The organism is Thioclava sp. JE_KL1 (genome assembly GCF_009296265.1).
GTDB lineage: Bacteria > Pseudomonadota > Alphaproteobacteria > Rhodobacterales > Rhodobacteraceae > Thioclava.
In genome coordinates this window covers 209,430-232,009 of sequence record NZ_WBJS01000006.1, presented here as the reverse complement: position 1 = coordinate 232,009, position 22,580 = coordinate 209,430, and the positions used below count along the sequence as shown (strand labels likewise).

Genomic DNA, 22,580 nt, shown 5'->3' with positions numbered 1-22,580 from the left:
CCCAAGCGGGCGGCCTAGACTGGAGTGATCCGATGACCCCTAGCGAACAATCCGCATCCGCCCGCAAGATCTGCGAACTGGCCCCGATCGTGCCGGTGATCGTGGTGAAGGATGTGGCCCATGCCGCCCCTCTGGCCAAAGCGCTCGTCGCGGGCGGTCTGCCTGCGCTGGAAGTGACGCTGCGCACGCCCTGCGCGCTCGACGCGATCCGCGCCATGGCCGATGTCGAGGGCGGCGTGGTCGGCGCGGGCACGCTGCTGACCCCGGCCGATGTGAAAGCCGCGAAGGCCGCGGGCGCGAAATTCGGCGTCTCTCCCGGCGCGACCGAAACGCTGGTGAAAGCCTGCGAAGACGAAGGCCTGCCGCTTCTGCCCGGTGCCGCCACCGCGTCGGAAGTGATGAAGCTTCTGGAGATGGGTTACGACGTGCTGAAGTTCTTCCCGGCGGAAGCCTCGGGCGGCGCGCCTGCGCTGAAGGCGATCGGCGCCCCGATCCCACAGGTCAGCTTCTGCCCGACGGGCGGCGTCAGCATGAAAAACGCCAATGATTACCTGAGCCTGCCGAACGTTCTTTGCGCGGGCGGCTCCTGGGTCGCGCCCGATGCGATGGTGCAATCGAGCGACTGGGCCGGGATCGAAGCGCTTGCGCGCGAGGCGGCGGCGCTGCCGCGCTAACCACCCTGCTAGGGACGACGTGCCCGCCAGCCGCCCCGCCGCATCGGCGGGCCGCTCTCGCGGGTCAGACCTTCCTCGAGCACCCGGGTCATCGGGTGCTCGGGCGGCGCTTGATAGGCCGCGAGCACGGTGCGCATCGCTTCGTTCGCGTCCATCCCGGGGTCAAGGCTCAGCGCCCAATCCATGAAGATCGAGCGGCACTCTTCCGTGCTGATCCCGTCGATCTTGAAGCTCTCGCGGATCAGCCCTTTCGGGTCCGCCTCGCTCAATTCCATCAGTTTGCGCGCCATTCAGCCCTCCAGAGCCCTGTCCACGATGGCGGCCGTCTCGGTCGTGACCTCGTTCAGACGCGCCGCCAGAGCATCGAGATCATCCAGCCCCGTCTCGCGCAACAGGAAAGCGCGGCCGCCCTCTCCGATCGCCGCCATATCCAGGCGTTTTTCGCTCAGCAAGCGCCCGCCTGCCTGTAGCCGCCAGAGGAAGCGATAGGCGGTGGCGAGCTGCTCGCCCTCCTCGCGCGTCACGAACCCGCCACGCGGCCCTGCGCGTAGCTGCGCCTCGACCTTGCGCGCCGGGACGCCCGCGCGGAGCGCGAAGCTTTGCGCAAGAAGCTCGATATCCTGCAGCCGGCCGGGGCCGACCTTCGCCTCCCAATCGCCATCGGGGGCCTTGGCCGCGAAGATCCGGGCGCGCATCTGCGCCAGCTCGTGGAGCACCGCCTCTCCGCCGCCTTTCGCCTCCAGAACCTTCAGGCGGATCGCCTCGACCCGGTCGGCCAGATCAGCGCATCCCGCGACGGGCCGCGCCCGGGTCAGCGCCAGATGTTCCCAGGTCCAGGCCTCCTCCATCTGATAGCTCTCGAAGCTTTGCACCGAGGTCGCGACGGGGCCTTGTCGGCCCGAAGGCCGCAGCCGCATATCGACCTCGTAGAGCATCCCCTCCGGCATCGGCGCGCTGAGCGCGGTGATCAGGGCTTGCGTGAGCTTCGCGTAGTAAGCCCTCGAGGCAATGGGCTTCTTGCCTTCGGAAAACTCCTGTCCGTCCGCGTCGTAGATCACGATCAGATCGAGATCGGATTGCGCGTTCAGGCGCTCTGCGCCGAGGCTGCCCATCCCCAGAACCACCGCGCCCTTGCCGGGGCACGGCCCGTAGCGGCGCGCGAATTCGCCCTGCACGACCGGCCAGAGCGCGCCCAGAACCGCGCCGGCCACATCGGCATATTGGCACGCGGCTTCTGACGCATCGACGAGACCGCGCAGATGATGCACGCCCACGCGGAACTTCCATTCCTTCGCCCAGCGCCGCGCCGCGATCAACGCGGCCTCGTAATCGCCCGCCCGCTCCAGCAGCCGCGCAAGATCGGCCTCCAGCGCCGGTTTGCCCGGCCATGGCGCGAAGAACGAGCCGCCCAGAACCGCGTCCAGCACCCCAGCATTGCGCGACAGGTAGCTCGCCAGCCCCGGCGCTGTGGCGCAGATGTCGACGATCAGATCGACGAGCTGGGGATTGGCCTCGAAGAGAGAGAACAACTGCACCCCGGCGGGCAGCCCCTTGAGGAAGCCGTCGAATTGGGTCAGCGCCTCCTCCATATTTGCCGCCCGGCGCATCCGGTCGAGCAGTTCCGGCTCCAGCCGCTTGAAGATCGCGCGCGCCCGTTCGGATCGCAGCGCCGGGTAGCCCGTCCAGCCCTCGACGATCTCGCGCGCGGCTTCGCTCAGTTCGGGACGCTCGGCGGCGGCATCGGGCGCGAAGAACTCATTCGTCAGCCCTTCCACCCGCTCCAGCCGGTCACGCAGCCGGTCGCGCCAGCGCGCCACATCGCCCTCGCCCATCATCGCGGCGATCCGCGCGAGCCCCTCTTCGTTGCCGGGCATGATCTGGGTCTGGGCGTCGCCCACCATCTGCAGACGGTGCTCGATCTCGCGATGCTCGCGGTAATGATCGATCAACTCCTCTGCCACGTCCTCGGGCACCCAGGTCTTCGCCGCGAGCGCGCGCAGCCCGCCCACGGTGGTCCGGTCGCGCAGGCTCTCATCCCGCCCGCCTGCGATCAATTGCCGGGTCTGGGTGAAGAACTCGATCTCGCGAATGCCGCCTTGGCCGAGCTTGATATTGTGGCCCGCAACCTCGATCGGGCCGTGCAGCCCCTTATGCTCGCGGATACGCAGGCGCATGTCATGGGCGTCCTGAATGGCCGCGAAATCGAGGTGCTTGCGCCAGACGAAGGGCCGCAGCCGTTCGAGGAATTGCTCCCCCGCGGCGATATCTCCTGCACAGGGACGCGCCTTGATATAGGCCGCGCGCTCCCATGTCCGGCCCTCGGCCTCGTAATAAAGCTCCGCCGCGCCCATCGAGATACAGACCGGTGTGACGGCGGCATCGGGGCGCAGGCGCAGATCGGTGCGGAACACATAGCCCTCGGCGGTCCGATCGTTGAGCATCGCCGCCATCTTGCGCGTGGCCCGGATTAGCGCGCTGCGCGCCTCCATCGCATCGTCAGGCTCGTAGCGGCTTTCGTCGAAAAGGCAGATCAGGTCGATATCGGAGGAGTAGTTCAGCTCCCCCGCCCCCATCTTGCCCATCGCGAGCGCGACCATCCCGGCGGCACTCTCTATATCATCGTTGGTCGCCCAGGGGATTTTGCCGCGGCGGATTTCCTCGGCCACCAGCCGCTGCATCGCGAGATCGACCGCAATATCGGCAAGCCGCGTCAAGGCGCCGGTCACTTCTTCGAGACACCAGACGCCGCCCAGATCGGCAAGCCCGGCCAGCAACGCAACCCGGCGCTTCGCCCGACGCAGCTCTGACGGCAGATCGGCGAGGCTGACGGGTGTGATCCGCGCGAACTCTTCGGCCAGTGCGGCTTCGGGATTGCCCGAAATCGCGGGACGCAGCCACTCGGCCTCTTTCTCCATCAGGCCCTTGAGATAAGGGCTGCACCCTGCCGTCCCCCCGAGCAACTCGCGCAACTCCGGAGCGAGATCGGAGAACAGCTCTTCGGCTTCGGCGGCGCGGTCGCGCTCGAAAGGCAGGGGCGAACGGGTGAGACGCGAGGCAAACGGCATGGCGCCATGCTTACGCCGCCGAGCGAGCCGGTCAATGGGGATTGCTGTCGCGCGACATCTGGCCATAACTACACCCGCCCCGGCGCACCCGCGCCCGACCTCAGACCCTCCGGAGCCTCGCCATGAGCAAATCCCTCAAACGTGTCCGTGCCGCCCTCGAAGCCGCAAGCGTGCAGTTCGAGATCACCGAACCGGGCGAGGCCCGCACCGCCGAGATGGCCGCACAGGCGGTAGGCTGCGAGGTCGACCAGATCGCCAAATCCATCATCTTTCGCGGCGAAGACAGCGGCCATGTCGTGCTGTTCATCACCGCAGGCGGCAACCGGGTAAGCGCCGAGAAGGCAAACGCCGTCGCGGGCCAGCCTTTGGGCAAGGCCGATGCGGCGCTGATCCGGGCGGAGACGGGCTTTGCGATCGGTGGCGTCGCGCCCCTTGGCCATGTCGGTCCGGTGACGGCTTTCCTCGATCCGCGGCTGTTCGATTTCGACACCGTTTGGGCTGCGGCAGGCACGCCACGCCATGTTTTCGCTATCGCCCCGGCCGATCTGGAGCGGATCAGCGGTGCGAAACAAGCCGATTTCACCTAATAAAACCACGCGAATCCGGTGATTTGCGAGAAAAATGTAAAAATCATTTACATACCCCCTTGCAAGAACCGCCCTGACTTCCGATCTTGGGTATGTGAAAGGAATTCACATGCTCAACCCGGAGGTTCAAATGTCCGCCTATTCCACCAACTCCATGCCCGTCGCGGTTGGTAACTGGTTTACCCGCGCCGTTAACTGGATGGATGGGAACGGCCCCGGCGCCTGGATCGCGCTGATGGTGGCCGGTTTCATTTTCGCAGGCCCCCTCGGCCTCGTCATTCTCGCTTTCATCCTGTTCACCGGCCGCTTCGGGCGTCGCTGGCGCACGGGTCAGGCGGTTCAAAAACGCAGCTTCGGTTGCTCTGGCGTCGGTGGCGTCCATGTCTCGCGTTCGACCGGCAACGCGGCGTTCGACGCCTACAAGGCCGACACGCTCGACCGACTGCAGCGCGAACAGCAGGAATTCGAAGAGTTCCTCGGCCGTCTGCGCGAAGCCCGCGACAAGGCAGAGTTCGACCAGTACATGGAAGAGCGCGCCAAGGAAGCGGCTCAGTCGGAGGACACCTCCGAGGACGCGAAAGCCTAACCATATAGACAGTTCGCAACGCGATTTCGGCGCCCCGGTTGACGTAACCGGGGCGCTTTCTATGTCATCAACATGAAACACTTGGCGGGTGCGCGCTCCTTTGCTAGCCTGCCGCGACCCCTCCCCGACGAGGCTACTGATGCGCCATTCGCTTCCGCTTGCACCGCAGTTCTACGTAACCGCGCCGCAGCCCTGCCCCTATCTGGATGGCAGGTCGGAGCGGAAATTGTTTACCGCGCTGCAGGGGGAGTCGGCAGAGAAGCTCAACAACGCGCTGTCGCGGCAAGGCTTCCGGCGCTCGCAGAATGTGCTCTATCGGCCCTCTTGCGCCGATTGCACCGCCTGCCTGTCGGCCCGCATCCGGGTCGCCGATTTCAAACTGTCGAAATCGCAGCGCCGCGTGCTGAAGAAAAACGGCGACCTTAAGCGTACCGCGACTTCGCCCTGGGCGACGGAAGAGCAATTCGCACTGTTCCGCCGCTATCTCGATGCGCGCCACGCCGATGGCGGCATGGCTGACATGGACATCTTCGAATTCGCCGCGATGATCGAGGAGACGCCCGTGAAGTCGCGCGTGATCGAATATCGCGAGACCGCCGCCACGCCAGACAGCATGCGCGCCCTGATCGCGACCTGCCTGACCGATGTGCTCGATGACGGGCTGTCGATGGTCTATTCCTTCTACGAGCCCGAGCGGATCCGCGACTCCCTCGGCACCTACCTGATCCTCGACCATGTCGAGATCGCGCAACGCGTGGGCCTGCCCTACGTCTATCTCGGCTATTGGGTGCCCGGCTCGCCGAAGATGAACTACAAGGCGAACTTCTCCGCGCTCGAAATCTACAAGGGCGGTCAATGGACCGATCTTGGCGATCCGGCCACGCACGAGACGGAGACTCATCCGCTTTCCGTGCCGCCCATCGCGGAACAGGTCGCCCGGATTCAACTCCCCGATACACGCAATAGTTGAGCAACACCCAGGAACGGACGTCACTCTCGCAGGCAATTGCTCAACCGTTCGGCAGACACCATCTGTCAACTCATTTTTTCAAAACTATTCCGTGACTTCCGACGATTACGGGCCCGTGAACTCTGGACACTCCCGGCCCGTGGTGAAACGGTCCCGACAGACCCGCCGCGGAGGACACGAGGCGGGCGGCGAGGACCGGCCTCGCACAACGGAGCAATAATGGGAGGATCCTAAATGGACCGTCGTTCCTTTCTGACGAAAGCCGCGCTGGGTAGCGCGGCCGCGAGCACGCTGGCAGCCCCCGCGATCGCACAAAGCAATCCGCAAATCACCTGGCGTCTCGCCTCGTCCTTCCCGAAGTCGCTCGACACGATCTATGGCGGCGCGGAAGTGATGTCGAAGATGGTCGAGGAAGCCTCGGACGGTAACTTCAAGATTCAGGTCTTCGCGGCTGGCGAGATCGTCCCCGGCCTTCAGGTCGCCGACGCGGTGATGAACGGCACGGTCGAAGCCTGCCACACCGTCGGCTACTATTTCTGGGGCAAAGACCCGACCTGGGCGCTCGGCGCAGCGGTGCCCTTCTCGCTCAACGCACGCGGCATGAACGCGTGGCACTACCACGGCGGCGGCATCGAGCTCTATAACGAGTTCCTCGGCAAGCAGGGCCTCTATGGTCTGCCGGGCGGCAACACCGGCGCACAAATGGGCGGCTGGTTCCGTAAGGAGATCTCGACGGTCGAAGACCTCAAGGGTCTCAAGATGCGTGTCGGCGGCTTCGCGGGCAAGGTGATGGAAAAGCTCGGCCTCGTGCCGCAGCAGATCGCCGGCGGCGACATCTACCCGGCGCTCGAAAAAGGCACGATCGACGCGACCGAATGGGTCGGCCCCTATGACGACGAGAAGCTCGGCTTCTACAAGGTCGCGCCCTACTACTACTACCCCGGCTGGTGGGAAGGTGGCCCGACGGTCCACTTCATGTTCTCGAAAGAGAAGATGGAAAGCCTGCCGAAACAGTACCAGCAGCTCCTGCACACCGCCTCGCAGGCGGCCGATGCGGACATGCTGCAGAAATACGACATGAAGAACCCCAAGGCACTCACGACGCTGGTCGCCAACGGCACCCAGCTGCGCGCTTTCTCCCCCGAGATCATGCAGGCCTGCTTCAAGGCAGCCAACGAGGTCTATTCGGAGATGGAGGCGAACAACGCCGAATTCGCGAAGATCTGGGGTTCGATCAAGGACTTCCGCAAGGACTGGTTCACCTGGGAACAGCTGGCCGAGTTCAACTACGACTACTTCATGATGAGCGAAGCCAACAAAGGCGAGCTGTAAGCCGCCCAAACTGGTCAAGCCAGATAACCGAAGCCCCGGCGCAACCTGCGTCGGGGCTTTTTCTATGCCCTGACGACCGAAGATACCCAACGGATATTCTGCGGCTGCATTGCCACACTGCAGCAAGCTTTCGAAACTGTGACCATTTGCGACATAAAATTACTTGCAGGTCGGTTTACACGCGGAACCGGTCAAGTATTGTGACCGCAATGCCCACACCGGAGGGAACGCTAATAATGGAGCGGTGTGGTCAGAAAAATTGACAGACATCCACGACTTGGGAGGATACCATATGGATCGTCGTTCTTTCCTGCGCAAAGGTGCGCTTGGCGGGGCAGCCGCAGCTGCAGGTAGCGCGCTCGCCGCACCGGCTATTGCGCAAGAAACCCCCACTGTGACGTGGCGCATGACCTCGTCTTTCCCGAAATCGCTCGACACGATCTACGGCGCCGCCGAGACGATGGCGAATTACGTCAAGGGCATGACCGACGGGAAATTCAACATTCAGGTCTTTGCGGCGGGCGAAATCGTCCCCGGCCTGCAGGCGATGGACTCGGTGTCGAACGGCACCGTCGAGGCCTGCCACACCGCCTCCTACTACTACTGGGGTAAAGATCCGACCTTCGCTTTCGCGACCGCAGTGCCGTTCGGCCTGAACATGCGCATGCAGAACGCCTGGTTCTACTATGGCGGCGGCAACGACCTGATGAACGAGTTCTATTCGAACTACAACATCACGGCTTTCCCCTGCGGCAACACCGGTGCCCAGATGGGCGGTTGGTTCCGCAAGGAAATCAACACCGTCGAAGACATGAAGGGCGTGAAAATGCGCATCGGTGGCTTCGGCGGCAAGGTCGTTGAGAAGCTCGGTGTGGTGCCGCAGCAGATCGCGGGTGGTGACATCTACCCGTCGCTCGAAAAAGGCACGATCGACGCCACCGAATGGGTCGGCCCGTACGACGACGAGAAGCTCGGCTTCTACAAGGTCGCGCCCTATTACTACTATCCCGGCTGGTGGGAAGGCGGCGCCTGTCTGCACGCCATGTTCAACAAGAACGCCTATGACCAACTGCCCGAGGCCTACAAGATCGCGCTGACGGCGGCGACGCAGGCGGCGAACTCGGACATGATGGCGTCCTATGACTACAAGAACCCGAGCGCGCTGAAGAAGCTGCTGGGCCAAGGCGCGCAGCTGCGTCCGTTCAGCCAGGAAATCCTGGAAGCCTGCTTCAACGCGGCGAACGAAGTCTATGCCGAGATCAACAGCTCGAACGCAGCGTTCAAGAAGATCTACGACAGCCAGTTCGCATTCCGCAACGACGCCTATGGCTGGTGGCAGCTGTCGGAGTTCAACTTCGACTACTTCATGATGCGCCAGCAGGCTGCGGGCAACCTCAAGCTCTGAGCCGCGTCTCGCGTGAATTGAGAAGGCCCCGGGGTTCGCGCTCCGGGGCCTTTTCTATTGGTCTGGATACAAATCTTACTTCGTCGTGGCGGCGCCAACCGTGGCACCGGCCACGGCGCCAACCGGCCCTGCAACCACGAGGCCGCCGACACCGCCGGTGGCTGCACGTTCGGTCGCGTTGTCACCACATGCCGCGAGCGAAACCAGCAGGCCGCCCGCCATCAAGATCGTCGCTATTCGCATCTTCTCGTCCTTTCGATAGCAGCCACAATGCGCGGCTTCCTCAAGGACAAGACGCCGAAACGCCTGCCGCGGTTCCCAAGTACCGCGATTAGCTGGCCGTCAATTCTTGCGCGTCACGACGCCGAGTCCGGCTCCGACGACCGCTCCGACAGGTCCCGCCACCACGAGACCGGCCACGCCGCCCGTCGCCGCGCGCTGTTCCTTGGTCTCGCCGCAGCCCGCCAGCGCAAGCAACGAAACCCCGACAATAACGAAAAGAGGATACCGCATCCCTCGCCCTCCACTCTCTCTCTATAAAAAAGGGGCGGCCCCTGAAGGCCGCCCCGATCTTTCATTTTCCGGTCGATCAGTTGCTGCCCGGTGTGGGAAGCGGGGGCAGCCCGCCCGGAGCCGCGCTTCCCGAACTCGACCCGCCAGAGGTCGAGCCACCCAGAGGCGCCAGCGACGGCAGGCCACCGAGGCCGCCCCCATCGCCCATGCCCGGCATTTGCGGCAGCTTGATCTCGACATCCTTCAGATCCACCTGCGGCCCCTTGTAGTGCATCACCATGGCCGGGAAGGCGATCACGATGGCAATCATCGCAACCTGGATGAACACGAAGGGAATGGCGCCCCAGTAGATCTGCGAGGTCTTCACCGGCTCCATCTTCTTGCCGGTGACCTTGTCGATATAGGGCACCTTGGCCGCGACCGAGCGCAGATAGAACAGCGCGAAGCCGAATGGCGGGTGCATGAACGAGGTCTGCATGTTCACGCCCAGGATCACCCCGAACCAGATCAGGTCGATCCCCAGAGCCTGCGCGGCAGGCGCCAGAAGCGGCACGATGATGAAGGCCAGCTCGAAGAAATCGAGGAAGAAGGCGAGGAAGAACACCAGGAACGACACCACGATCAGGAAGCCCAGCTGGCCGCCCGGAAGCGAGGTCAGCAGATGCTCGACCCAGACCTGCCCGTTCACCCCGTAGAAGGTGAGCGAGAAGACCCGCGCGCCCAGCAGGATGAACAGCACGAAGGCCGACAGGCGCGTCGTCGCCGCCAGCGCGTCACGCACGACGGGGAAGGTCAGACGCTTCTTCACCGCCGACAGCACCAGCGCGCCGACCGCGCCCATTGCGCCGCCTTCGGTGGGCGTCGCGACGCCGAGGAAGATCGTGCCCAGCACGAGGAAGATCAGCGCCAGCGGCGGGATCAGCACGATCACCACCTGCTGGGCCAGACGGCTCATCAGGTTGGTTTTCAGCGCCTTGTCCAGCAACGCCACGATATAGATCGCGATCACGGCCACACCGGCTGCGAGTATCTCGGAGTTGTTGACGCTCGACCCGCTCGCCTCGAAATACTTCTCGGCAAAGATGAAGATCGCGACCGCACCGGCCAGCGCCACCAGAAGCGACATCACGCCAGAGCCCAGTGTGCGCGCCTCTTTCGGCAGAGCCGGCATCGACTTCGGCTTGATGATCGACATCACGAGCACATAGCCGAGGTAGATACCGGTCAGCACCATACCGGGGATCAGCGCGCCCTTGTACATGTCGCCCACCGAAACGCCCAGCTGGTCAGCCAGAACGATCAGCACGAGCGAGGGCGGAATGATCTGCGCCAGTGTCCCTGACGCCGCAATGACACCTGTGGCCACCTTCCGATCATAGCCATAGCGCAACATGATCGGCAGCGAGATCAGGCCCATCGCGATCACCGAGGCCGCAACGACACCCGTGGTCGCCGCCAGAAGCGCGCCCACGATGATCACCGCATAGGCGAGACCGCCGCGCACCGGGCCGAACAGCTGACCGATCGTGTCGAGAAGATCCTCGGCCATGCCCGATTTCTCGAGCACGATGCCCATGAATGTGAAGAATGGAATGGCAAGTAAGGTCTCGTTCGACAAGACCCCATAGAACCGTTGCGGCATCGCATTCAACAACGGCCAGTCAAGATTGATCGTCCCGCCGGAGTAACCCGACAGTTCAACGCCGATGACGAAGAACAAAAGACCGTTGGCCGCAAGCGCGAAGGCCGCAGGATAGCCGATCAGCAGGAAGACGATCAGCGAGATGAACATGATCGGGGCCATGTTCTGAGCGATAAGCTCGAGCATTACAGACCCTCCTCTTCGGCGATGGGATCATGGCCGTGATGGCCCGCGCTGTCGGCATGGGGATCCTCGATCAACCCACGCATCACGCCGATCTTCTTGATGATCTCGGACACGCCTTGGAAGAACAGCTGCCAGAAGCCGATCAACAGCAGAATCTTGGCCGGCCACAGGATCAGACCGCCCGAATTCGTCGACATCTCGCCCGAGCGGATCGAGATCATCACGAAGGGCGTCAGCTTGAACAGCATCAGCAAGACGAACGGCATCAGGAAGAAGATATGCCCGAGCAGATCGATCCAATGCTGCACTTTCCGCGAGAAGGCACCGTAGACGATGTCGATGCGGATATGCTCGTTTTGCTTGAGCGTGTAAGCGGCAGCGCCCAGAAACGCCGCGCCGAAAAGATACCATTGCAATTCCAGCCAAGCGTTCGACGACATGTCGAAGGCTTTGCGTACAATGGCGTTGGTCGCACTCACGAGGACCGACACCAGAATAAGCCACGACACCGCCTTGCCGATGGTCTCGTTTATCCGGTCGATCGCGCGTGAAAGGGCCAGCAAAGCGCCCATCTCACTTCCTCCCTAAATTTGTCCCGAAAGCCTGCGCGAGGCTTTGCCCGTGATTGGCCGAGTGGGGGAGAAAGGTCAAGCAATTAAGGCTCCATCTGGTCTGTTCACTTGACCAGATCGGGCAGAAAACGCGGTCTCTGGTGCCGTTCTGGAGGCTGACCAAGCGTCAATATGATCAACTTCCCGCGACTTCCCTTGCGGCAGTCGCCTCGATCGCCTCTTCCGGTTTCTCAAAGTTGCGACTCGCAGGTCGCGGCGCGCAATAATCGGGAAGGAAATTCCGCCGCCCGCGACATTTTATTCAGCGTTTGGGCATTGACGCCCCCAACGCCCGATCCTAATGTCCGCGCAAAGCAGTCCGAAAGGGATCCGCAATGGATGCGATTCTTCTTGTCGTCGTAGGAGCCAAGCGCATGGGCCGGTAACGGTACAACCATGAAGGTTCCCATGCGCCCCCGCCTCAAAGCCGGGGGCTTTTTCTTGGACAGGTGGATGCTTGACAGGTAGCGGTGGGCGGCGTGGCCCTCGCGCAAGGATGGAGTGAGCATATGGCACGGCAGATGACCGGCGCGAAGATGGTGGTTCAGGCGCTGAAGGATCACGGGGTCGAGGTAATTTTCGGCTATCCGGGCGGCGCGGTCCTTCCGATCTATGACGAAATTTTCCAGCAGAACGACATCCGTCACATCCTAGTCCGCCACGAGCAGGCCGCGATCCACATGGCCGAAGGCTATGCGCGCTCGACCGGCAAGCCGGGCGTGGCGCTGGTGACCTCGGGTCCGGGCGCGACCAATGCGGTGACCGGGCTGACCGACGCGTTGATGGACTCGATCCCGCTGATCGTGCTGTCGGGTCAGGTGCCGACCTTCCTCGTGGGCACCGACGGTTTCCAGGAGGCCGACACGGTGGGCATCACCCGCCCCTGCACCAAGCATAACTGGCTGGTGAAGGATCCCGCGAAACTCTCCGAGACGATCCATCAGGCTTTCCACGTGGCGACCTCGGGCCGCCCCGGCCCGGTGCTGATCGACATGCCCAAGGATGTGCAATTCGCGGTGGCCACCTATACCGAGCCGAAAGCGGCGCGGGTCGACCATTACCAGCCGCAGGTGAAAGGCGATCTGGACGCGATCACCAAGTTGGTCGAGCTGATCGAGACCGCCGAAAAGCCGGTTTTCTATACCGGCGGCGGCGTGATCAACTCGGGCCCCGCCGCGAGCCAGCTGATGCGCGAACTGGTCGATGCGACCGGCTTCCCGATCACATCGACCCTGATGGGTCTGGGCGCCTACCCCGCCTCGGGCAAGAATTGGCTCGGCATGCTCGGGATGCACGGTCTCTATGAAGCCAACCTCGCGATGCATGGCTGCGACCTGATGATCAACCTCGGCGCGCGCTTCGACGACCGGATCACCGGCCGCGTGGCGGATTTCTCGCCGAAATCGACCAAGGTGCATGTCGATATCGACGCCTCCTCGATCAACAAGATCATCGCCGTCGACCTGCCGATCCTCGGCGATATCGGCCATGTGCTCGAAGACGTGCTCAAGGTCTGGAAGTCGCGCGGGCGCAAGGTGAACAAGCCCGCGATCGAGAAGTGGTGGAAGAAGATCGACGAGTGGAAGAAGGTGAACTGCCTCGCCTACACCAACTCGGAAAAGACGATCAAACCGCAATATGCGCTGCAGCGTCTCGAAGAGCTGACCAAGGGCATGGATCGCTACATCACGACCGAGGTGGGCCAGCACCAGATGTGGGCGGCGCAGTTCCTCGGGTTTGAGGATCCGAACCGCTGGATGACCTCCGGGGGTCTGGGCACGATGGGCTATGGCTTCCCGGCGTCCATCGGCGTGCAGATCGCCCATCCCGAGAGCCTCGTGATCAACGTGGCGGGCGAGGCGAGCTGGCTGATGAACATGCAGGAGATGGGCACCGCGACCCAGTTCCGCGTGCCGGTGAAGCAGTTCATCCTCAATAACGAGCGTCTGGGCATGGTCCGTCAGTGGCAGGAACTGCTGCATGGCGAGCGCTACTCGCATAGCTGGTCCGAAAGCCTGCCCGATTTCGTGAAGCTCGCCGAGAGCTTCGGCTGGAAGGGGATGCAGGTCTCCGACCCCGCCGATCTCGACGATGCGATCATGGAGATGATCAAGCATGACGGCCCGGTGCTGTTCGACTGCCTCGTGGAGAAGCACGAGAACTGCTTCCCGATGATCCCGTCCGGCAAGCCGCATAACGAGATGCTGCTGGCGGCCGATGCCGATGTCTTCAAGGAAGGCGCGGCGCTGGTGTGAGCGACGCCGGGGGCGCTGCCCCCGGCCCCCCGGGATATTTGGACCAAGCCGAAAATCGGGTCCGAACTAGGAAAAGGAGAGAGGCAATGGCCGCTCTGAAAATCAAGAAAGGCTCCTCGAGCCATTCCGCTTACGACCTGCGCGACAGCCACGACCAGATCGAGCGCAGCCATACGCTCGCCGTGATCGTCGACAACGAGGCGGGCGTTCTGGCCCGTGTGATCGGGCTCTTCTCGGGCCGCGGCTACAACATCGACAGCCTGACCGTGGCCGAGGTGGACCATAAGGGCCATCGCAGCCGGATCACCGTCGTCACCCGCGGCACCGAGAACGTGATCGACCAGATCAAGGCGCAGCTGGGCCGGATCGTGCCGGTCCACGAGGTGAAGGACCTCACCGTCGAGGGCTACCCGGTCGAGCGCGAACTGGCGCTGATCAAGGTCGCAGGCACCGGCGACAAGCGCATCGAGGCGCTGCGTCTGGCAGAGATCTTCCGCGCCAATGTGGTCGACTCGACGCTGGAGAGCTTTGTCTTCGAGATCACCGGCACGCCCGAGAAGATCGACGCTTTCGCCGATCTGATGCGCCCGCTGGGTCTGGCCGAAGTGGCCCGTACCGGGGTCGCAGCCCTCTCGCGCGGGGCCTGAGCCCGAGCGACATGGCCGAGCCGCATCTCGCCACCGATCCCGCTCTGGGTGTCGTCATTGTCACCTATCGATCCTCGGACGTAATCGCGGCCTGCCTCGCCTCGCTGCGGGCAGCGACCGGCGTGGCGTTGCATGTGGTGGTCGTCGACAATGCCTCGCGCGATGACACGGTCGAGGTGATCCGCGCAGCCGTCCCCGATCTGATGGGAGCTGCGGAGGCGGGTCAGGACGGCATCGCGCTGATCGAGGCGGGGAGCAATGGCGGGTTTGCTGCGGGCGTCAATCTGGGGCTCGCGCGGCTGGCGGCCAATCCCGCGCTCGACCGGTTCTGGCTACTCAACCCCGATTGCGTGGTGCCGCCCGAGACGCCTGCCCTTCTCGCCTCGCATGATACTAGACCGCGAGGTGCCGCGATGATCGCGCATCGGGTGGTCTATGGCGATGATCCGGGCACGATCCAGATCGACGGCGGGGTGATCGACCGGCGCACCGGGATCACCCATAACCTCAACCAGTTCGCCCCCGCCGACAGCCCTGCCCCGGACCCGTCCCGGATCGACTTCGTCACCGGCGCGAGCCTCGTCGCGACGCGCGCCCATCTCGAGCACGCGGGGCCGATGACGGAAGATTATTTCCTTTACTACGAAGAGGTCGACTGGGCGCTGCGCAGGGGCGACCTGCCGATCTCCTATTGCGAAGGCGCCGTCGCCCATCACGTCGCGGGCACGGCAATCGGTTCGCAGCGGATGGGCTCGGTCGCCTCGCCTTTCTCGCAGTACTTCAAGCATCGCGCGCGGGCGATGTTCCTGCGCCGCCATTTCCCCGCCGGGTTGATCGGCGGCGCGGCGTGGTCGCTGGCGAAAGCCGCGCAACTTCGTGTGCAGGGACATGGGACGGAAGCCGCAGCGCTCTTGCGGGGCTTCTTCGGGATGGCCCCGCCCAAGCAAGTCCTGGCCGCGCTCAGCCCCGACGCCCGCGCGAAGATCGGGCGCTAATCGCGCCGCCGATGCGTCTGCGCGAACCGCGTGTAGCTGGTGCCGCGCGTCTCAAGCACAGCGTCACCGTCGGAGCCTTCTCCCCCCTCTTTCACCGCCTCGGTCAGCATCCACATGCCCGCGCCGAACAGGAAGAAAGTGAAGGCGTAGATCGACTCCCAGACATAGACGGTGCAAAGCGTGAAGGTCATCCCCGCGAAGGTGAACACCCAGGAGCGGCGGAAGTTCTGCATCCGCGTATCGCCGCCGAAATCGCGGAACATAACCTTGAACAGCCCCCAGACATAGCCGCTCGTGACCAGCAGGAAGCCCGGGATACCATAGCGCACCGCCATCACCAGCCAGAAATTATCCATCGAGCCGGAATACATATACCACGGCCGCACCCAGTCATTCAGGCCAATGCCGAAGATCGGGTTGGCCCAGACATTCTTCAGCCCCCAGTCGAAGATGATCGTGCGCCAATAGGCGGTATGGGCCGAGAAGGTCGCGTAGCTGAGAAACACCATGATCGGCGAGCGGTTCGACAGCAGGTCGACCGTGACATAGGCGAAGGCAAACAGCCCCGTCAGCAGCCACCAGCGCCATTCGATCCGCACGAACGTGATGTACCAGCCGATCAGCCCCAGCTGCAGCAGCAGCGAGAGAAGCGCCCCCGAGGAGAGCGCAAGAAAGCCGTTGAGCAGGATCAGCCCGCTCGCCACCACCCGCCAGCCGAGCGACTTGATCCCGTCGAAGGCCACGAAGGCGAAGGCGAAAACGACCGAGCAATAGAGCCCGAAATGGATCGGATGCGCGAAGGGGCCTTGCACCCGCTCCAGCCCCAGGCGCGGGTCTTGATAGTTGTAAGTGATCGTGCCCATCCCCGGCAGCTTGTCGATCAGCGTCGGGATCAGCGTCGTGCCGGTCTTCGTCTCGTAAAGCGAGAAGGGCGTTAGGATCAGCACCGACCAGATCAGCACCTTGCCCAGCGCCGCGAAATCCTCGCGCGAGCGGATATAGGCGCGCCCGATCAGGTAGCCGCCCAGAACCTCCAGCCCGACAGAGCCCGCCTGCTGGATCACCCGGTCCGGGTTGTTCACCGCCAGCGCGACCGACAGCCACAGCGCATGAAACAGGAACAGCCAATCGACCGGGAGCATCCGCCCTGCCCGCCCGCTGAAGACCCGCGCGAAGGCGGGCAGGATGAAGGCCATCAGCACGAGGCGGCTTCCGGTGATCGCAAGCGGGCCGAGGTTGAACTTGAAGGGCAGCAGGATCGACAGCACGAACAGCAGCACCGGCCACGGCAGTTTCGCGGTCGCGAGCGCGGCGGTCTCTGCGATACGATTTCGCCCGCCCGCGCGGCTTTTCGGGCGCGCACGTTGCGGCGTGCCACTGCCAATCGCCCCGGCGCGCATCAGCGCATCGCCCCGCTCACCGCCGGGCGGCTCGCGGTCAGATCAAGCGCCTCAAGCTCGCCATGGAAGCTGCCCTTGCCGAAGGGATTGCCCAGCGCGAGGCCCCAATATTCCATCGGCTTGAGCCGCCCCGACACGGTGCCCTTGCCGATCACCTCATCGCCCGCGAGCACCTCGAATAGGCTATCGTCGGACGCGTAGCGGAAGGTGATGTCGTGCCACTTGCCGTCATAGATCGGCACGCGCTTGGTGCGCAGGAACAGCCGTTGCCCGCTCTCGGGCCAGAACTCGACCTCGAACGTGCCGCGCCCGGTCACCCGCACGATCAGCGACTGATGCAGGCGCAACAGCTCTCCGGCGGATTTGTAATCGCCTACCGCGCGCAGCTTCATATGCAGCGCAAAGCGGTCCGCCCCGTAGAGCGGCGCGACCATCTCGCGCGGGATCACCACGGCCCCGCCACCCAACCCGAATTCCAGCGCACCGGGGCTGAGCGGGATCGAGTCGAGCGCCTCGGGCTGCGCCCCGGCATGCGAGATCACACGGCCCAGCTCAGGGTCATAACTGAGGATACGGTCGTCGCGAACCATGACATAGCCGCTGCTCTGCGCGCTCCGCCCGTCGGGCAGCGTCAGAGACAGCGTCACCTTGTGCCGCCCCGGCATGCGAAAGCCCACCGGCACCTGCGCGCCGTCGAGGCTGGTCTGCCCGTCGATCTGCCAGCGATAGGCGACCTCGGCAGGGTCCACCCCCTCGGGCAGCACACTCTCGCGCGCGTCGAATTGCAGCGTGGTGCCGCCGCCCTCGCTGCGCGCGAACCGCATGACCGGCTGGAACGCGTCCGGACCGCCGAGGATATCGAGCATCGGCGCACCGATCCCGCTCCCGGCCAAGGCCCCGCCCGGCAGATAGGCGTAATTCATGATCTCACGCGGCGCACCGGTGCGCGCGGCGACGAAGAGCTGGTCGTAATAGCTCGCCCGCTGCGGCGTGATGTCCTGAATCAGCAGGTTGTCGCGGAGCTTCCAGTCGGGCTGCCCCGCCGGGCCTGCGATCTCGCTCACCGCATTGCGGGCGATCTCGACGGCGCGGGCGTCGCGCGCCACGCGGATCTGCGGGATCCAGAGAACCGGATCGCGCCTCTCGCCCTCGGAATAGACGTCATGGATGAGCGTGTTGTTGGCGATCTTCACGCCCTCTGCCTCGCCCACCGTGATCCCGTGCAGATGGGCGTTGATGATGACGTTCCCGCTGATCTCGATATTGCGGTAGAACATCTCCGCGCCCGCCTTGCCGCGATCGACCAGCTCGTTGCGCATCAGGATCGACTGGGTGAAGCCGCCCTCGCCGGAATTGAGCAGATTGTTCGTGATCGCGATGTCGCGGCTGGGCCGTTCCGTGCCTGCGGTCCAGAACTGGATCATGTCGGCATGATCGCCCGACGCGACCGCACGGCGAAACTCGTGAATGTGGTTGTTTGCGATCTCTGCGCGTTCGATCTGGGCGAAGTTCAGCCCGTCCATCCGCATGTCATGGATGTCGTTGGCGACCACAACCAGATCGGTGCAGTCGGTGAAGATCGCGCCGCGATAAAAGCGACGAAACTCGGAGCGCTCGACCGTAATCCCGGTCGAGGCGCGCACCGCCAACCCGAAGGCGGTGGGCAACGGCCCCTGCTCGATCAGATCTGGATCGGCGGGAGCGAGGTCTCCATCGAACAGCGCATTGCGGATTGTCAGATCGCGGGTGGTGAAGACCTGAAAGGGGCGGATATTGGACCGGTCGCCCTCGGTGTAACGGTAATCGAAGGTCACGGCCTCGATCACGACATGGCTGACTTCCCGCAGGTTCATCTGCGCGATCACCGCCCGGTTGTGCGGATCGGCAGAGCGGAAGGTGATCGGCGCATCCTCGCGCCCCGTCAGCCCCCGCAGATCGAGCGCCTCATAGTCGCCCGGCGCGATCAGAACCGTGTCGCCCGGCTCCAGTTTGCCCCCGATCCGCGCCAGCCCGGCCGTATCCGAGACCTGCCAGTCGCGCGCCAGTGCGGGCCACGCCCCGAGCACGAGAAGACCGACGGCCAAAAGCCCACGCCGTCCGACGCGGGCTGCATGCCTCGTGGTGAATGCGATCTGCTCCATCGCTGCCTGCCTGTTCCGGGCCGCTTTTTGCGGCTCTGATATCTTGACGTCACGCTAGCGTGAGGAAGATCGACGCGGCAAGCGCTTTAACCCAGATTAAACTTTGCACATCGCCATTGTGGCCTTCGCGCCGCTAAAGCCGCCCGAAAACCGCCTGCCGCAGCATCCAGCCCATCCGCGCGAGCCGCAGTCTCGCGAGCGTCGCCACGGCGCGCCACCGCTCGGTCGCGTCGCGCAGGTCGGGGTGGCGCAGCACCTTGGGCAGATGGGCGAGGATCGAGACGGGCATCAAGAGCGCCTTGCCGCCCCAGCGCAGCCGCGCGGGGAAGCTCGACCCGTTCACGCCGAAACCTTCCTCGGTCAGCCGCCGCCATTTGCGCGACAGCGCCGCCCAGTCCTGCCGCGACGGATGGCCCACGCGCAACCCGTCGGCATAGATCAGCGAATAACCCTTCGCGGTCGCCCGACGGCACCAGTCGAGATCCTCCGACAGCCCCGCGATGAACGGCCCCGTCGCCTCATAGACATCGCGCCGGGTCAATAGATTGCCGGTGCCGGAGAAGCCTTTCTCCTCGATATAGCGGCGAAAATCGAAGGCGAAGACGGTCTCGAAGGCCTCTGCGCCGGATCGCGGCGGCGGAGTCTCATCAAAGACGAAGACATGCCCGCCAACCAGATCGCCCTGCCCGGCCACGGCGAAGGCGGTCGCGATCCAGTCGGGATCGGCCACGCAATCGCTGTCGATGAAGAACAGCCGCGCCGCCGTCGTCTCCGCCACGCCGCGATTGCGGGCCTCGGCCGCGCCCTTCTTGGTCTCGGTCACGATCCGAAGGTCGGGATAGGCCGCGCGGACGGGGGCCAGATCATCGGTCGAGCCATTGTCGACCACCAACAGCTCGCAACGCGCATCCAGCTGCAGCGCAAGCGTCTCGAGGCAGCGCATGAGCCGCGTGACGTCGTTGTAATGCGGGATGATGATCGCAGCTTCGGCCATCACAGCGCCTCCATCAACTCAAGCAGCGCCGCGTCATAAGCCCCAAGCCGCTCGATCCCGCGCGCCAGCGCCGCGTTCGCCTCCGCGGCCAGCGTCTCGCGATTGGCAAAACCCTGCTCCAGCGCCGCCATCACCGCATCCGCATCCGCCTTGGTCGCATCGACCGTATGGTCGTAGCCAAGCGCGCCGAACAGCCCCGCAAACTTGCGGCTATAGGCGAGCGGCACCACAGCGACACCGGACGAGAACGCCGCGATACAGGCATGCATCCGCGCCCCGGTGAAGAAATCGAGCCCCGCGATATAGCTCTTCGCCTCGGACGGGCTCGCGAAGGCGGGCGCGCAGATCACGTCATGCTCGGCCGCCAGCGTCTCGCAGGCGCGCAGGTCATCCTCGATCACCATCGGGCCTTCGGGCACGATCACATGCGGGACCAGATGGACCTCGGCCCCCTGCCCCTTGAACCAGTCGATCGCGCGCGCGATCAGCGCGGGATAATCCAGCGCCATCCCAAAATCATTGCCCCCATGATAGCCCCCCGCCATCAACAGCCCCGAGACGTTGATACCGACGCGCACCGGCCCACCATCACGCGGCGCGGACGGGTCATAGGGCAGCCGCAGCGCCAGATCGGAGGCCAGAACCGGCGCGCCGCGATAGCCCAGATCGTCCAGCGCCGCGCGCGAGCGTTCGTCGCGCACCGCCACCAAAGCAGAACGGTTGAGGCTCATCCGCGCCAGCCGCTTCGACCAGCCCTTGGTGAAGGGTCCCACGGTCTGCGGCGCAACCACCAGAGGCGTGCCCGCGAGATGGGTGGCGAACTTCATCCAAAACATCTTCACCAGCCGCGAGGTGCCGTAGATGTCCGCGAAACTGTCGCCGCCGCCGATGTCGATCACCAGATCGGCTGCCTTAACTTCGGCCCACAACCCTTTGGGGGATTTCAGAAACGCGCCATCCACCTCGATCAGCTGCAAGTCGTCGCCTGCCACATAAGGCGCGCGCCGGTCCTTCCAGTCGAGCACGGTGATCGCAATCTCGCGCCCCGCTTTGGCGGCAAGATCGCGCAGCAGGGCGATCTCCGACACGGTCAGCGCGCCGACGCCAAGATTGTCCGAGCGCGTCGAGTGGAAGATCAGGCAGACGCGCAGCGTGCGGCTCATTTTCGGCCCCGCAACACACGTCGGACCGTGCCTGCGAAATTGCGCAAGTTCCGCGTGACCGGGTTTTGCAGCGCGCAGGCGCGCAGGTTCATCCCCTCGTAGCGCGGAATCGGGCGGGCCATCAGTTTGAGCGCGGCGAGACGCGCAAAAAGGGCGCGGCGACGTTCGCGCTGACCGGGCTGGATCGCGGCCAGCTCCGCCACATCGAACGGCGCGGTCTCGACCGCCGCGGCCGCCTCGGCCTCCCTCAGAATTTCCGCGCCCAGCCGCGTGCGCGCCACGATCAGGCTGCGCCCCGGCGCCTCCTCGAACAGCGGATAGCCCGCATCGTCGGCCTCCCACGCATCGGCGCAGACCAGATCGGCGGCCACGCCGGTACCATCGGCGCAAATCTTGCAGCGGTGCTGGACGTGGCGCGAGAGCACCCCGCCCCAGGCCGCGTGATAGCTTGTCTCGCGGGTGGAACCATCGTGCAGCGCGGCCACCGTCTTGCCCGGCCAGCCATTGCCGCGATAGCGCAAGCCCGCGACCTGATCCTCGGGCGCGCCCATCTCCGCCAGCAACTCCCGCGCGCCCTCCGCACTGGGAACGCCCGCGCAGAAGAAGGACAGGATCACCGGGAAAGTCCGCGCGAGTTTCGGATCGCGCGCGACCAGCGCCCGCAAAGCCACCGCATCGCAAGGCTTGCCGATCACCGCGAAGCGCCGCCCATCCGTGATCAGCGACGACAGATCGGCCAGCGGCGCCGAGGGCGCATAGCGCGAGCCCGCCGCCCCCAGAACCTCGTCGCGCGTGGTGCTCAGCCGCATTCGGTTGCCGATCGGGTTTTCAGGGTCGGGTTCGATCTGGGCGATGGCGTCGACGCGACCCGATTGCAGCAGATGCAGCGCCAGCGCCGAGAGCGCCCCGCCCGAAGCCCCCGCATGGCGCAGGTCCGCGTCGGTGGCATGGCCGCTCTTCATCTCCATGAACCGCCCCCAGAGCGGCTCCTCTCCGGGCGCGACGCGCTGCGCGCTCTGGCCCAAGCCCGGGCAGCAGGCGGCAATCGCGGTCTCCGCTCGCGCGCTGATCTCGGCGCTTTGCACCGGGCGCAGGAACCCCCGCGCATCGGGTGCCATCGCGATCTCGTCCGGCGCGACCCCGGCACACAGCCCGCAGCCCGCGCAGAGATCACCCGCCGCGACATGGGCGAGCGCCTCGCTCGAAGGCGTCGAAATGGGGCTGTGATGGGTCATGCTCGGCCGATCTGGTTTTTCAAGGAGTTGAACAGCAAAGCCGTGAATCTGGCAAGGCTTGGCGGGGTCGGTCGTCGCGCGTGACGTGGCCGTCAAGCCACAGCCGTCACAGCGCGCTTGACCCGACGGCCCCTCGGGCGGGATTATGGGCGCAAAACATGCGCGGGCGGGCAAACCCC

The 22,580-nt window shown here is 64.6% G+C and carries 21 protein-coding genes; 9 read left to right on the top strand and 12 right to left on the bottom strand.

What is annotated here, in order from left to right; genetic code table 11:
• Nucleotides 1-32: 32 nt before the first annotated feature.
• The gene (gene eda, locus F8R15_RS13375) at nt 33-674 is read left to right on the top strand and encodes a bifunctional 4-hydroxy-2-oxoglutarate aldolase/2-dehydro-3-deoxy-phosphogluconate aldolase (protein WP_152844893.1); all 642 of its coding nucleotides are present in this window, start codon (nt 33-35) and stop codon (nt 672-674) included.
• Between the two features lie 8 nt (nt 675-682).
• Here the strand turns inward: eda and F8R15_RS13370 are convergent, their stop codons facing one another.
• A complete protein-coding gene (locus tag F8R15_RS13370; RefSeq protein ID WP_152845000.1) occupies nt 683-949 on the bottom strand; it encodes a hypothetical protein in 267 nt (88 codons plus the stop codon).
• Nucleotides 950-964: 15 nt separating this feature from the next.
• Entirely contained in the window at nt 965-3,739 is a 2,775-nt protein-coding gene (locus F8R15_RS13365) for a glutamine-synthetase adenylyltransferase (protein WP_152844892.1), read from the bottom strand.
• A gap of 122 nt (nt 3,740-3,861) precedes the next feature.
• Between F8R15_RS13365 and F8R15_RS13360 the strand changes: the two genes are divergently transcribed.
• The 5 genes from F8R15_RS13360 (at nt 3,862) to F8R15_RS13340 (ending at nt 8,619) form a co-directional block, all read left to right on the top strand.
• On the top strand, nt 3,862-4,326 hold the full coding sequence (locus F8R15_RS13360) for a YbaK/EbsC family protein (RefSeq protein WP_152844891.1): 465 nt from the start codon (nt 3,862-3,864) through the stop codon (nt 4,324-4,326).
• 130 nt (nt 4,327-4,456) lie between these two features.
• Nucleotides 4,457-4,912, top strand: coding sequence for a DUF2852 domain-containing protein (locus F8R15_RS13355; protein WP_078520098.1), 456 nt, complete (start codon nt 4,457-4,459; stop codon nt 4,910-4,912).
• A gap of 139 nt (nt 4,913-5,051) precedes the next feature.
• On the top strand, nt 5,052-5,882 hold the full coding sequence (locus F8R15_RS13350) for an arginyltransferase (RefSeq protein ID WP_078520099.1): 831 nt from the start codon (nt 5,052-5,054) through the stop codon (nt 5,880-5,882).
• A 234-nt stretch (nt 5,883-6,116) separates the two neighbouring features.
• Nucleotides 6,117-7,214, top strand: coding sequence for a TRAP transporter substrate-binding protein (locus tag F8R15_RS13345; RefSeq protein ID WP_152844890.1), 1,098 nt, complete (start codon nt 6,117-6,119; stop codon nt 7,212-7,214).
• A gap of 292 nt (nt 7,215-7,506) precedes the next feature.
• Nucleotides 7,507-8,619, top strand: a complete 1,113-nt coding sequence (locus F8R15_RS13340) for a TRAP transporter substrate-binding protein (RefSeq protein WP_083078118.1) — start codon at nt 7,507-7,509, stop codon at nt 8,617-8,619.
• Nucleotides 8,620-8,694: 75 nt separating this feature from the next.
• On the opposite strand, the gene F8R15_RS21480 is transcribed toward F8R15_RS13340, so the two are convergent.
• From F8R15_RS21480 to F8R15_RS13325, 5 genes are all read right to left on the bottom strand, one after another.
• A complete protein-coding gene (locus tag F8R15_RS21480; RefSeq protein WP_158522199.1) occupies nt 8,695-8,862 on the bottom strand; it encodes a hypothetical protein in 168 nt (55 codons plus the stop codon).
• A 99-nt stretch (nt 8,863-8,961) separates the two neighbouring features.
• Nucleotides 8,962-9,132 carry a hypothetical protein gene (locus F8R15_RS21475; RefSeq protein WP_098411498.1) on the bottom strand — a complete coding sequence of 57 codons (171 nt, stop codon included), beginning with the start codon at nt 9,130-9,132 and terminating at the stop codon, nt 8,962-8,964.
• 76 nt (nt 9,133-9,208) lie between these two features.
• Nucleotides 9,209-10,960 carry a TRAP transporter large permease subunit gene (locus tag F8R15_RS13335; RefSeq protein WP_152844889.1) on the bottom strand — a complete coding sequence of 584 codons (1,752 nt, stop codon included), beginning with the start codon at nt 10,958-10,960 and terminating at the stop codon, nt 9,209-9,211.
• Complete coding sequence (locus F8R15_RS13330) at nt 10,960-11,532, bottom strand: TRAP transporter small permease subunit (protein ID WP_152844888.1); 573 nt, start codon at nt 11,530-11,532, stop codon at nt 10,960-10,962. The genes F8R15_RS13335 and F8R15_RS13330 overlap by 1 nt, the downstream gene beginning before the upstream one ends.
• A 230-nt stretch (nt 11,533-11,762) precedes the next feature.
• Nucleotides 11,763-11,981 (bottom strand): hypothetical protein, encoded by a 219-nt coding sequence (locus F8R15_RS13325; protein ID WP_134330847.1) that lies wholly within the window; start codon nt 11,979-11,981, stop codon nt 11,763-11,765.
• A 99-nt stretch (nt 11,982-12,080) separates the two neighbouring features.
• On the opposite strand from F8R15_RS13325, the gene F8R15_RS13320 reads away from it, so the two are divergent.
• From F8R15_RS13320 to F8R15_RS13310, 3 genes are all read left to right on the top strand, one after another.
• Nucleotides 12,081-13,826 (top strand): acetolactate synthase 3 large subunit, encoded by a 1,746-nt coding sequence (locus F8R15_RS13320; protein WP_152844887.1) that lies wholly within the window; start codon nt 12,081-12,083, stop codon nt 13,824-13,826.
• Between the two features lie 86 nt (nt 13,827-13,912).
• Complete coding sequence (ilvN, locus tag F8R15_RS13315; protein WP_075775634.1) at nt 13,913-14,473, top strand: acetolactate synthase small subunit; 561 nt, start codon at nt 13,913-13,915, stop codon at nt 14,471-14,473.
• Nucleotides 14,474-14,484: 11 nt separating this feature from the next.
• Complete coding sequence (locus F8R15_RS13310) at nt 14,485-15,468, top strand: glycosyltransferase family 2 protein (RefSeq protein WP_152844886.1); 984 nt, start codon at nt 14,485-14,487, stop codon at nt 15,466-15,468.
• Here F8R15_RS13310 and F8R15_RS13305 read toward each other — a convergent pair.
• From F8R15_RS13305 to F8R15_RS13285, 5 genes are all read right to left on the bottom strand, one after another.
• Nucleotides 15,465-16,868 carry an O-antigen ligase family protein gene (locus F8R15_RS13305; RefSeq protein WP_152844885.1) on the bottom strand — a complete coding sequence of 468 codons (1,404 nt, stop codon included), beginning with the start codon at nt 16,866-16,868 and terminating at the stop codon, nt 15,465-15,467. The two genes, F8R15_RS13310 and F8R15_RS13305, sit on opposite strands and share 4 nt — an antisense overlap.
• Complete coding sequence (locus tag F8R15_RS13300) at nt 16,868-19,009, bottom strand: right-handed parallel beta-helix repeat-containing protein (protein ID WP_152844884.1); 2,142 nt, start codon at nt 19,007-19,009, stop codon at nt 16,868-16,870. Before F8R15_RS13300 ends, F8R15_RS13305 begins: the two co-directional genes overlap by 1 nt.
• A 133-nt stretch (nt 19,010-19,142) precedes the next feature.
• The gene (locus F8R15_RS13295) at nt 19,143-20,003 is read right to left on the bottom strand and encodes a glycosyltransferase family 2 protein (RefSeq protein WP_152844883.1); all 861 of its coding nucleotides are present in this window, start codon (nt 20,001-20,003) and stop codon (nt 19,143-19,145) included.
• Nucleotides 20,003-21,166 (bottom strand): polysaccharide pyruvyl transferase family protein, encoded by a 1,164-nt coding sequence (locus F8R15_RS13290; RefSeq protein ID WP_152844882.1) that lies wholly within the window; start codon nt 21,164-21,166, stop codon nt 20,003-20,005. The genes F8R15_RS13295 and F8R15_RS13290 overlap by 1 nt, the downstream gene beginning before the upstream one ends.
• Nucleotides 21,163-22,401 (bottom strand): Coenzyme F420 hydrogenase/dehydrogenase, beta subunit C-terminal domain, encoded by a 1,239-nt coding sequence (locus F8R15_RS13285; protein WP_152844881.1) that lies wholly within the window; start codon nt 22,399-22,401, stop codon nt 21,163-21,165. Before F8R15_RS13285 ends, F8R15_RS13290 begins: the two co-directional genes overlap by 4 nt.
• Nucleotides 22,402-22,580 lie beyond the last annotated feature (179 nt).

What these genes read in the sequence shown, in the direction of transcription:
- F8R15_RS13310 (WP_152844886.1), top strand. Translation starts at nt 14,485, where the DNA reads ATGGCCGAGCCGCATCTCGCCACCGATCCCGCTCTGGGTGTCGTCATT.
- ilvN (WP_075775634.1), top strand. Translation starts at nt 13,913, where the DNA reads ATGGCCGCTCTGAAAATCAAGAAAGGCTCCTCGAGCCATTCCGCTTAC.
- F8R15_RS13340 (WP_083078118.1), top strand. Translation starts at nt 7,507, where the DNA reads ATGGATCGTCGTTCTTTCCTGCGCAAAGGTGCGCTTGGCGGGGCAGCC.
- F8R15_RS13325 (WP_134330847.1), bottom strand. Translation starts at nt 11,981, where the DNA reads ATGGGAACCTTCATGGTTGTACCGTTACCGGCCCATGCGCTTGGCTCC.
- F8R15_RS21480 (WP_158522199.1), bottom strand. Translation starts at nt 8,862, where the DNA reads ATGCGAATAGCGACGATCTTGATGGCGGGCGGCCTGCTGGTTTCGCTC.
- F8R15_RS13330 (WP_152844888.1), bottom strand. Translation starts at nt 11,532, where the DNA reads ATGGGCGCTTTGCTGGCCCTTTCACGCGCGATCGACCGGATAAACGAG.
- F8R15_RS13345 (WP_152844890.1), top strand. Translation starts at nt 6,117, where the DNA reads ATGGACCGTCGTTCCTTTCTGACGAAAGCCGCGCTGGGTAGCGCGGCC.
- F8R15_RS13360 (WP_152844891.1), top strand. Translation starts at nt 3,862, where the DNA reads ATGAGCAAATCCCTCAAACGTGTCCGTGCCGCCCTCGAAGCCGCAAGC.
- F8R15_RS13350 (WP_078520099.1), top strand. Translation starts at nt 5,052, where the DNA reads ATGCGCCATTCGCTTCCGCTTGCACCGCAGTTCTACGTAACCGCGCCG.
- F8R15_RS13320 (WP_152844887.1), top strand. Translation starts at nt 12,081, where the DNA reads ATGGCACGGCAGATGACCGGCGCGAAGATGGTGGTTCAGGCGCTGAAG.
- F8R15_RS13365 (WP_152844892.1), bottom strand. Translation starts at nt 3,739, where the DNA reads ATGCCGTTTGCCTCGCGTCTCACCCGTTCGCCCCTGCCTTTCGAGCGC.
- F8R15_RS13370 (WP_152845000.1), bottom strand. Translation starts at nt 949, where the DNA reads ATGGAATTGAGCGAGGCGGACCCGAAAGGGCTGATCCGCGAGAGCTTC.
- eda (WP_152844893.1), top strand. Translation starts at nt 33, where the DNA reads ATGACCCCTAGCGAACAATCCGCATCCGCCCGCAAGATCTGCGAACTG.
- F8R15_RS13290 (WP_152844882.1), bottom strand. Translation starts at nt 21,166, where the DNA reads ATGAGCCGCACGCTGCGCGTCTGCCTGATCTTCCACTCGACGCGCTCG.
- F8R15_RS13295 (WP_152844883.1), bottom strand. Translation starts at nt 20,003, where the DNA reads ATGGCCGAAGCTGCGATCATCATCCCGCATTACAACGACGTCACGCGG.
- F8R15_RS13355 (WP_078520098.1), top strand. Translation starts at nt 4,457, where the DNA reads ATGTCCGCCTATTCCACCAACTCCATGCCCGTCGCGGTTGGTAACTGG.
- F8R15_RS13300 (WP_152844884.1), bottom strand. Translation starts at nt 19,009, where the DNA reads ATGGAGCAGATCGCATTCACCACGAGGCATGCAGCCCGCGTCGGACGG.
- F8R15_RS13305 (WP_152844885.1), bottom strand. Translation starts at nt 16,868, where the DNA reads ATGCGCGCCGGGGCGATTGGCAGTGGCACGCCGCAACGTGCGCGCCCG.
- F8R15_RS21475 (WP_098411498.1), bottom strand. Translation starts at nt 9,132, where the DNA reads ATGCGGTATCCTCTTTTCGTTATTGTCGGGGTTTCGTTGCTTGCGCTG.
- F8R15_RS13285 (WP_152844881.1), bottom strand. Translation starts at nt 22,401, where the DNA reads ATGACCCATCACAGCCCCATTTCGACGCCTTCGAGCGAGGCGCTCGCC.
- F8R15_RS13335 (WP_152844889.1), bottom strand. Translation starts at nt 10,960, where the DNA reads ATGCTCGAGCTTATCGCTCAGAACATGGCCCCGATCATGTTCATCTCG.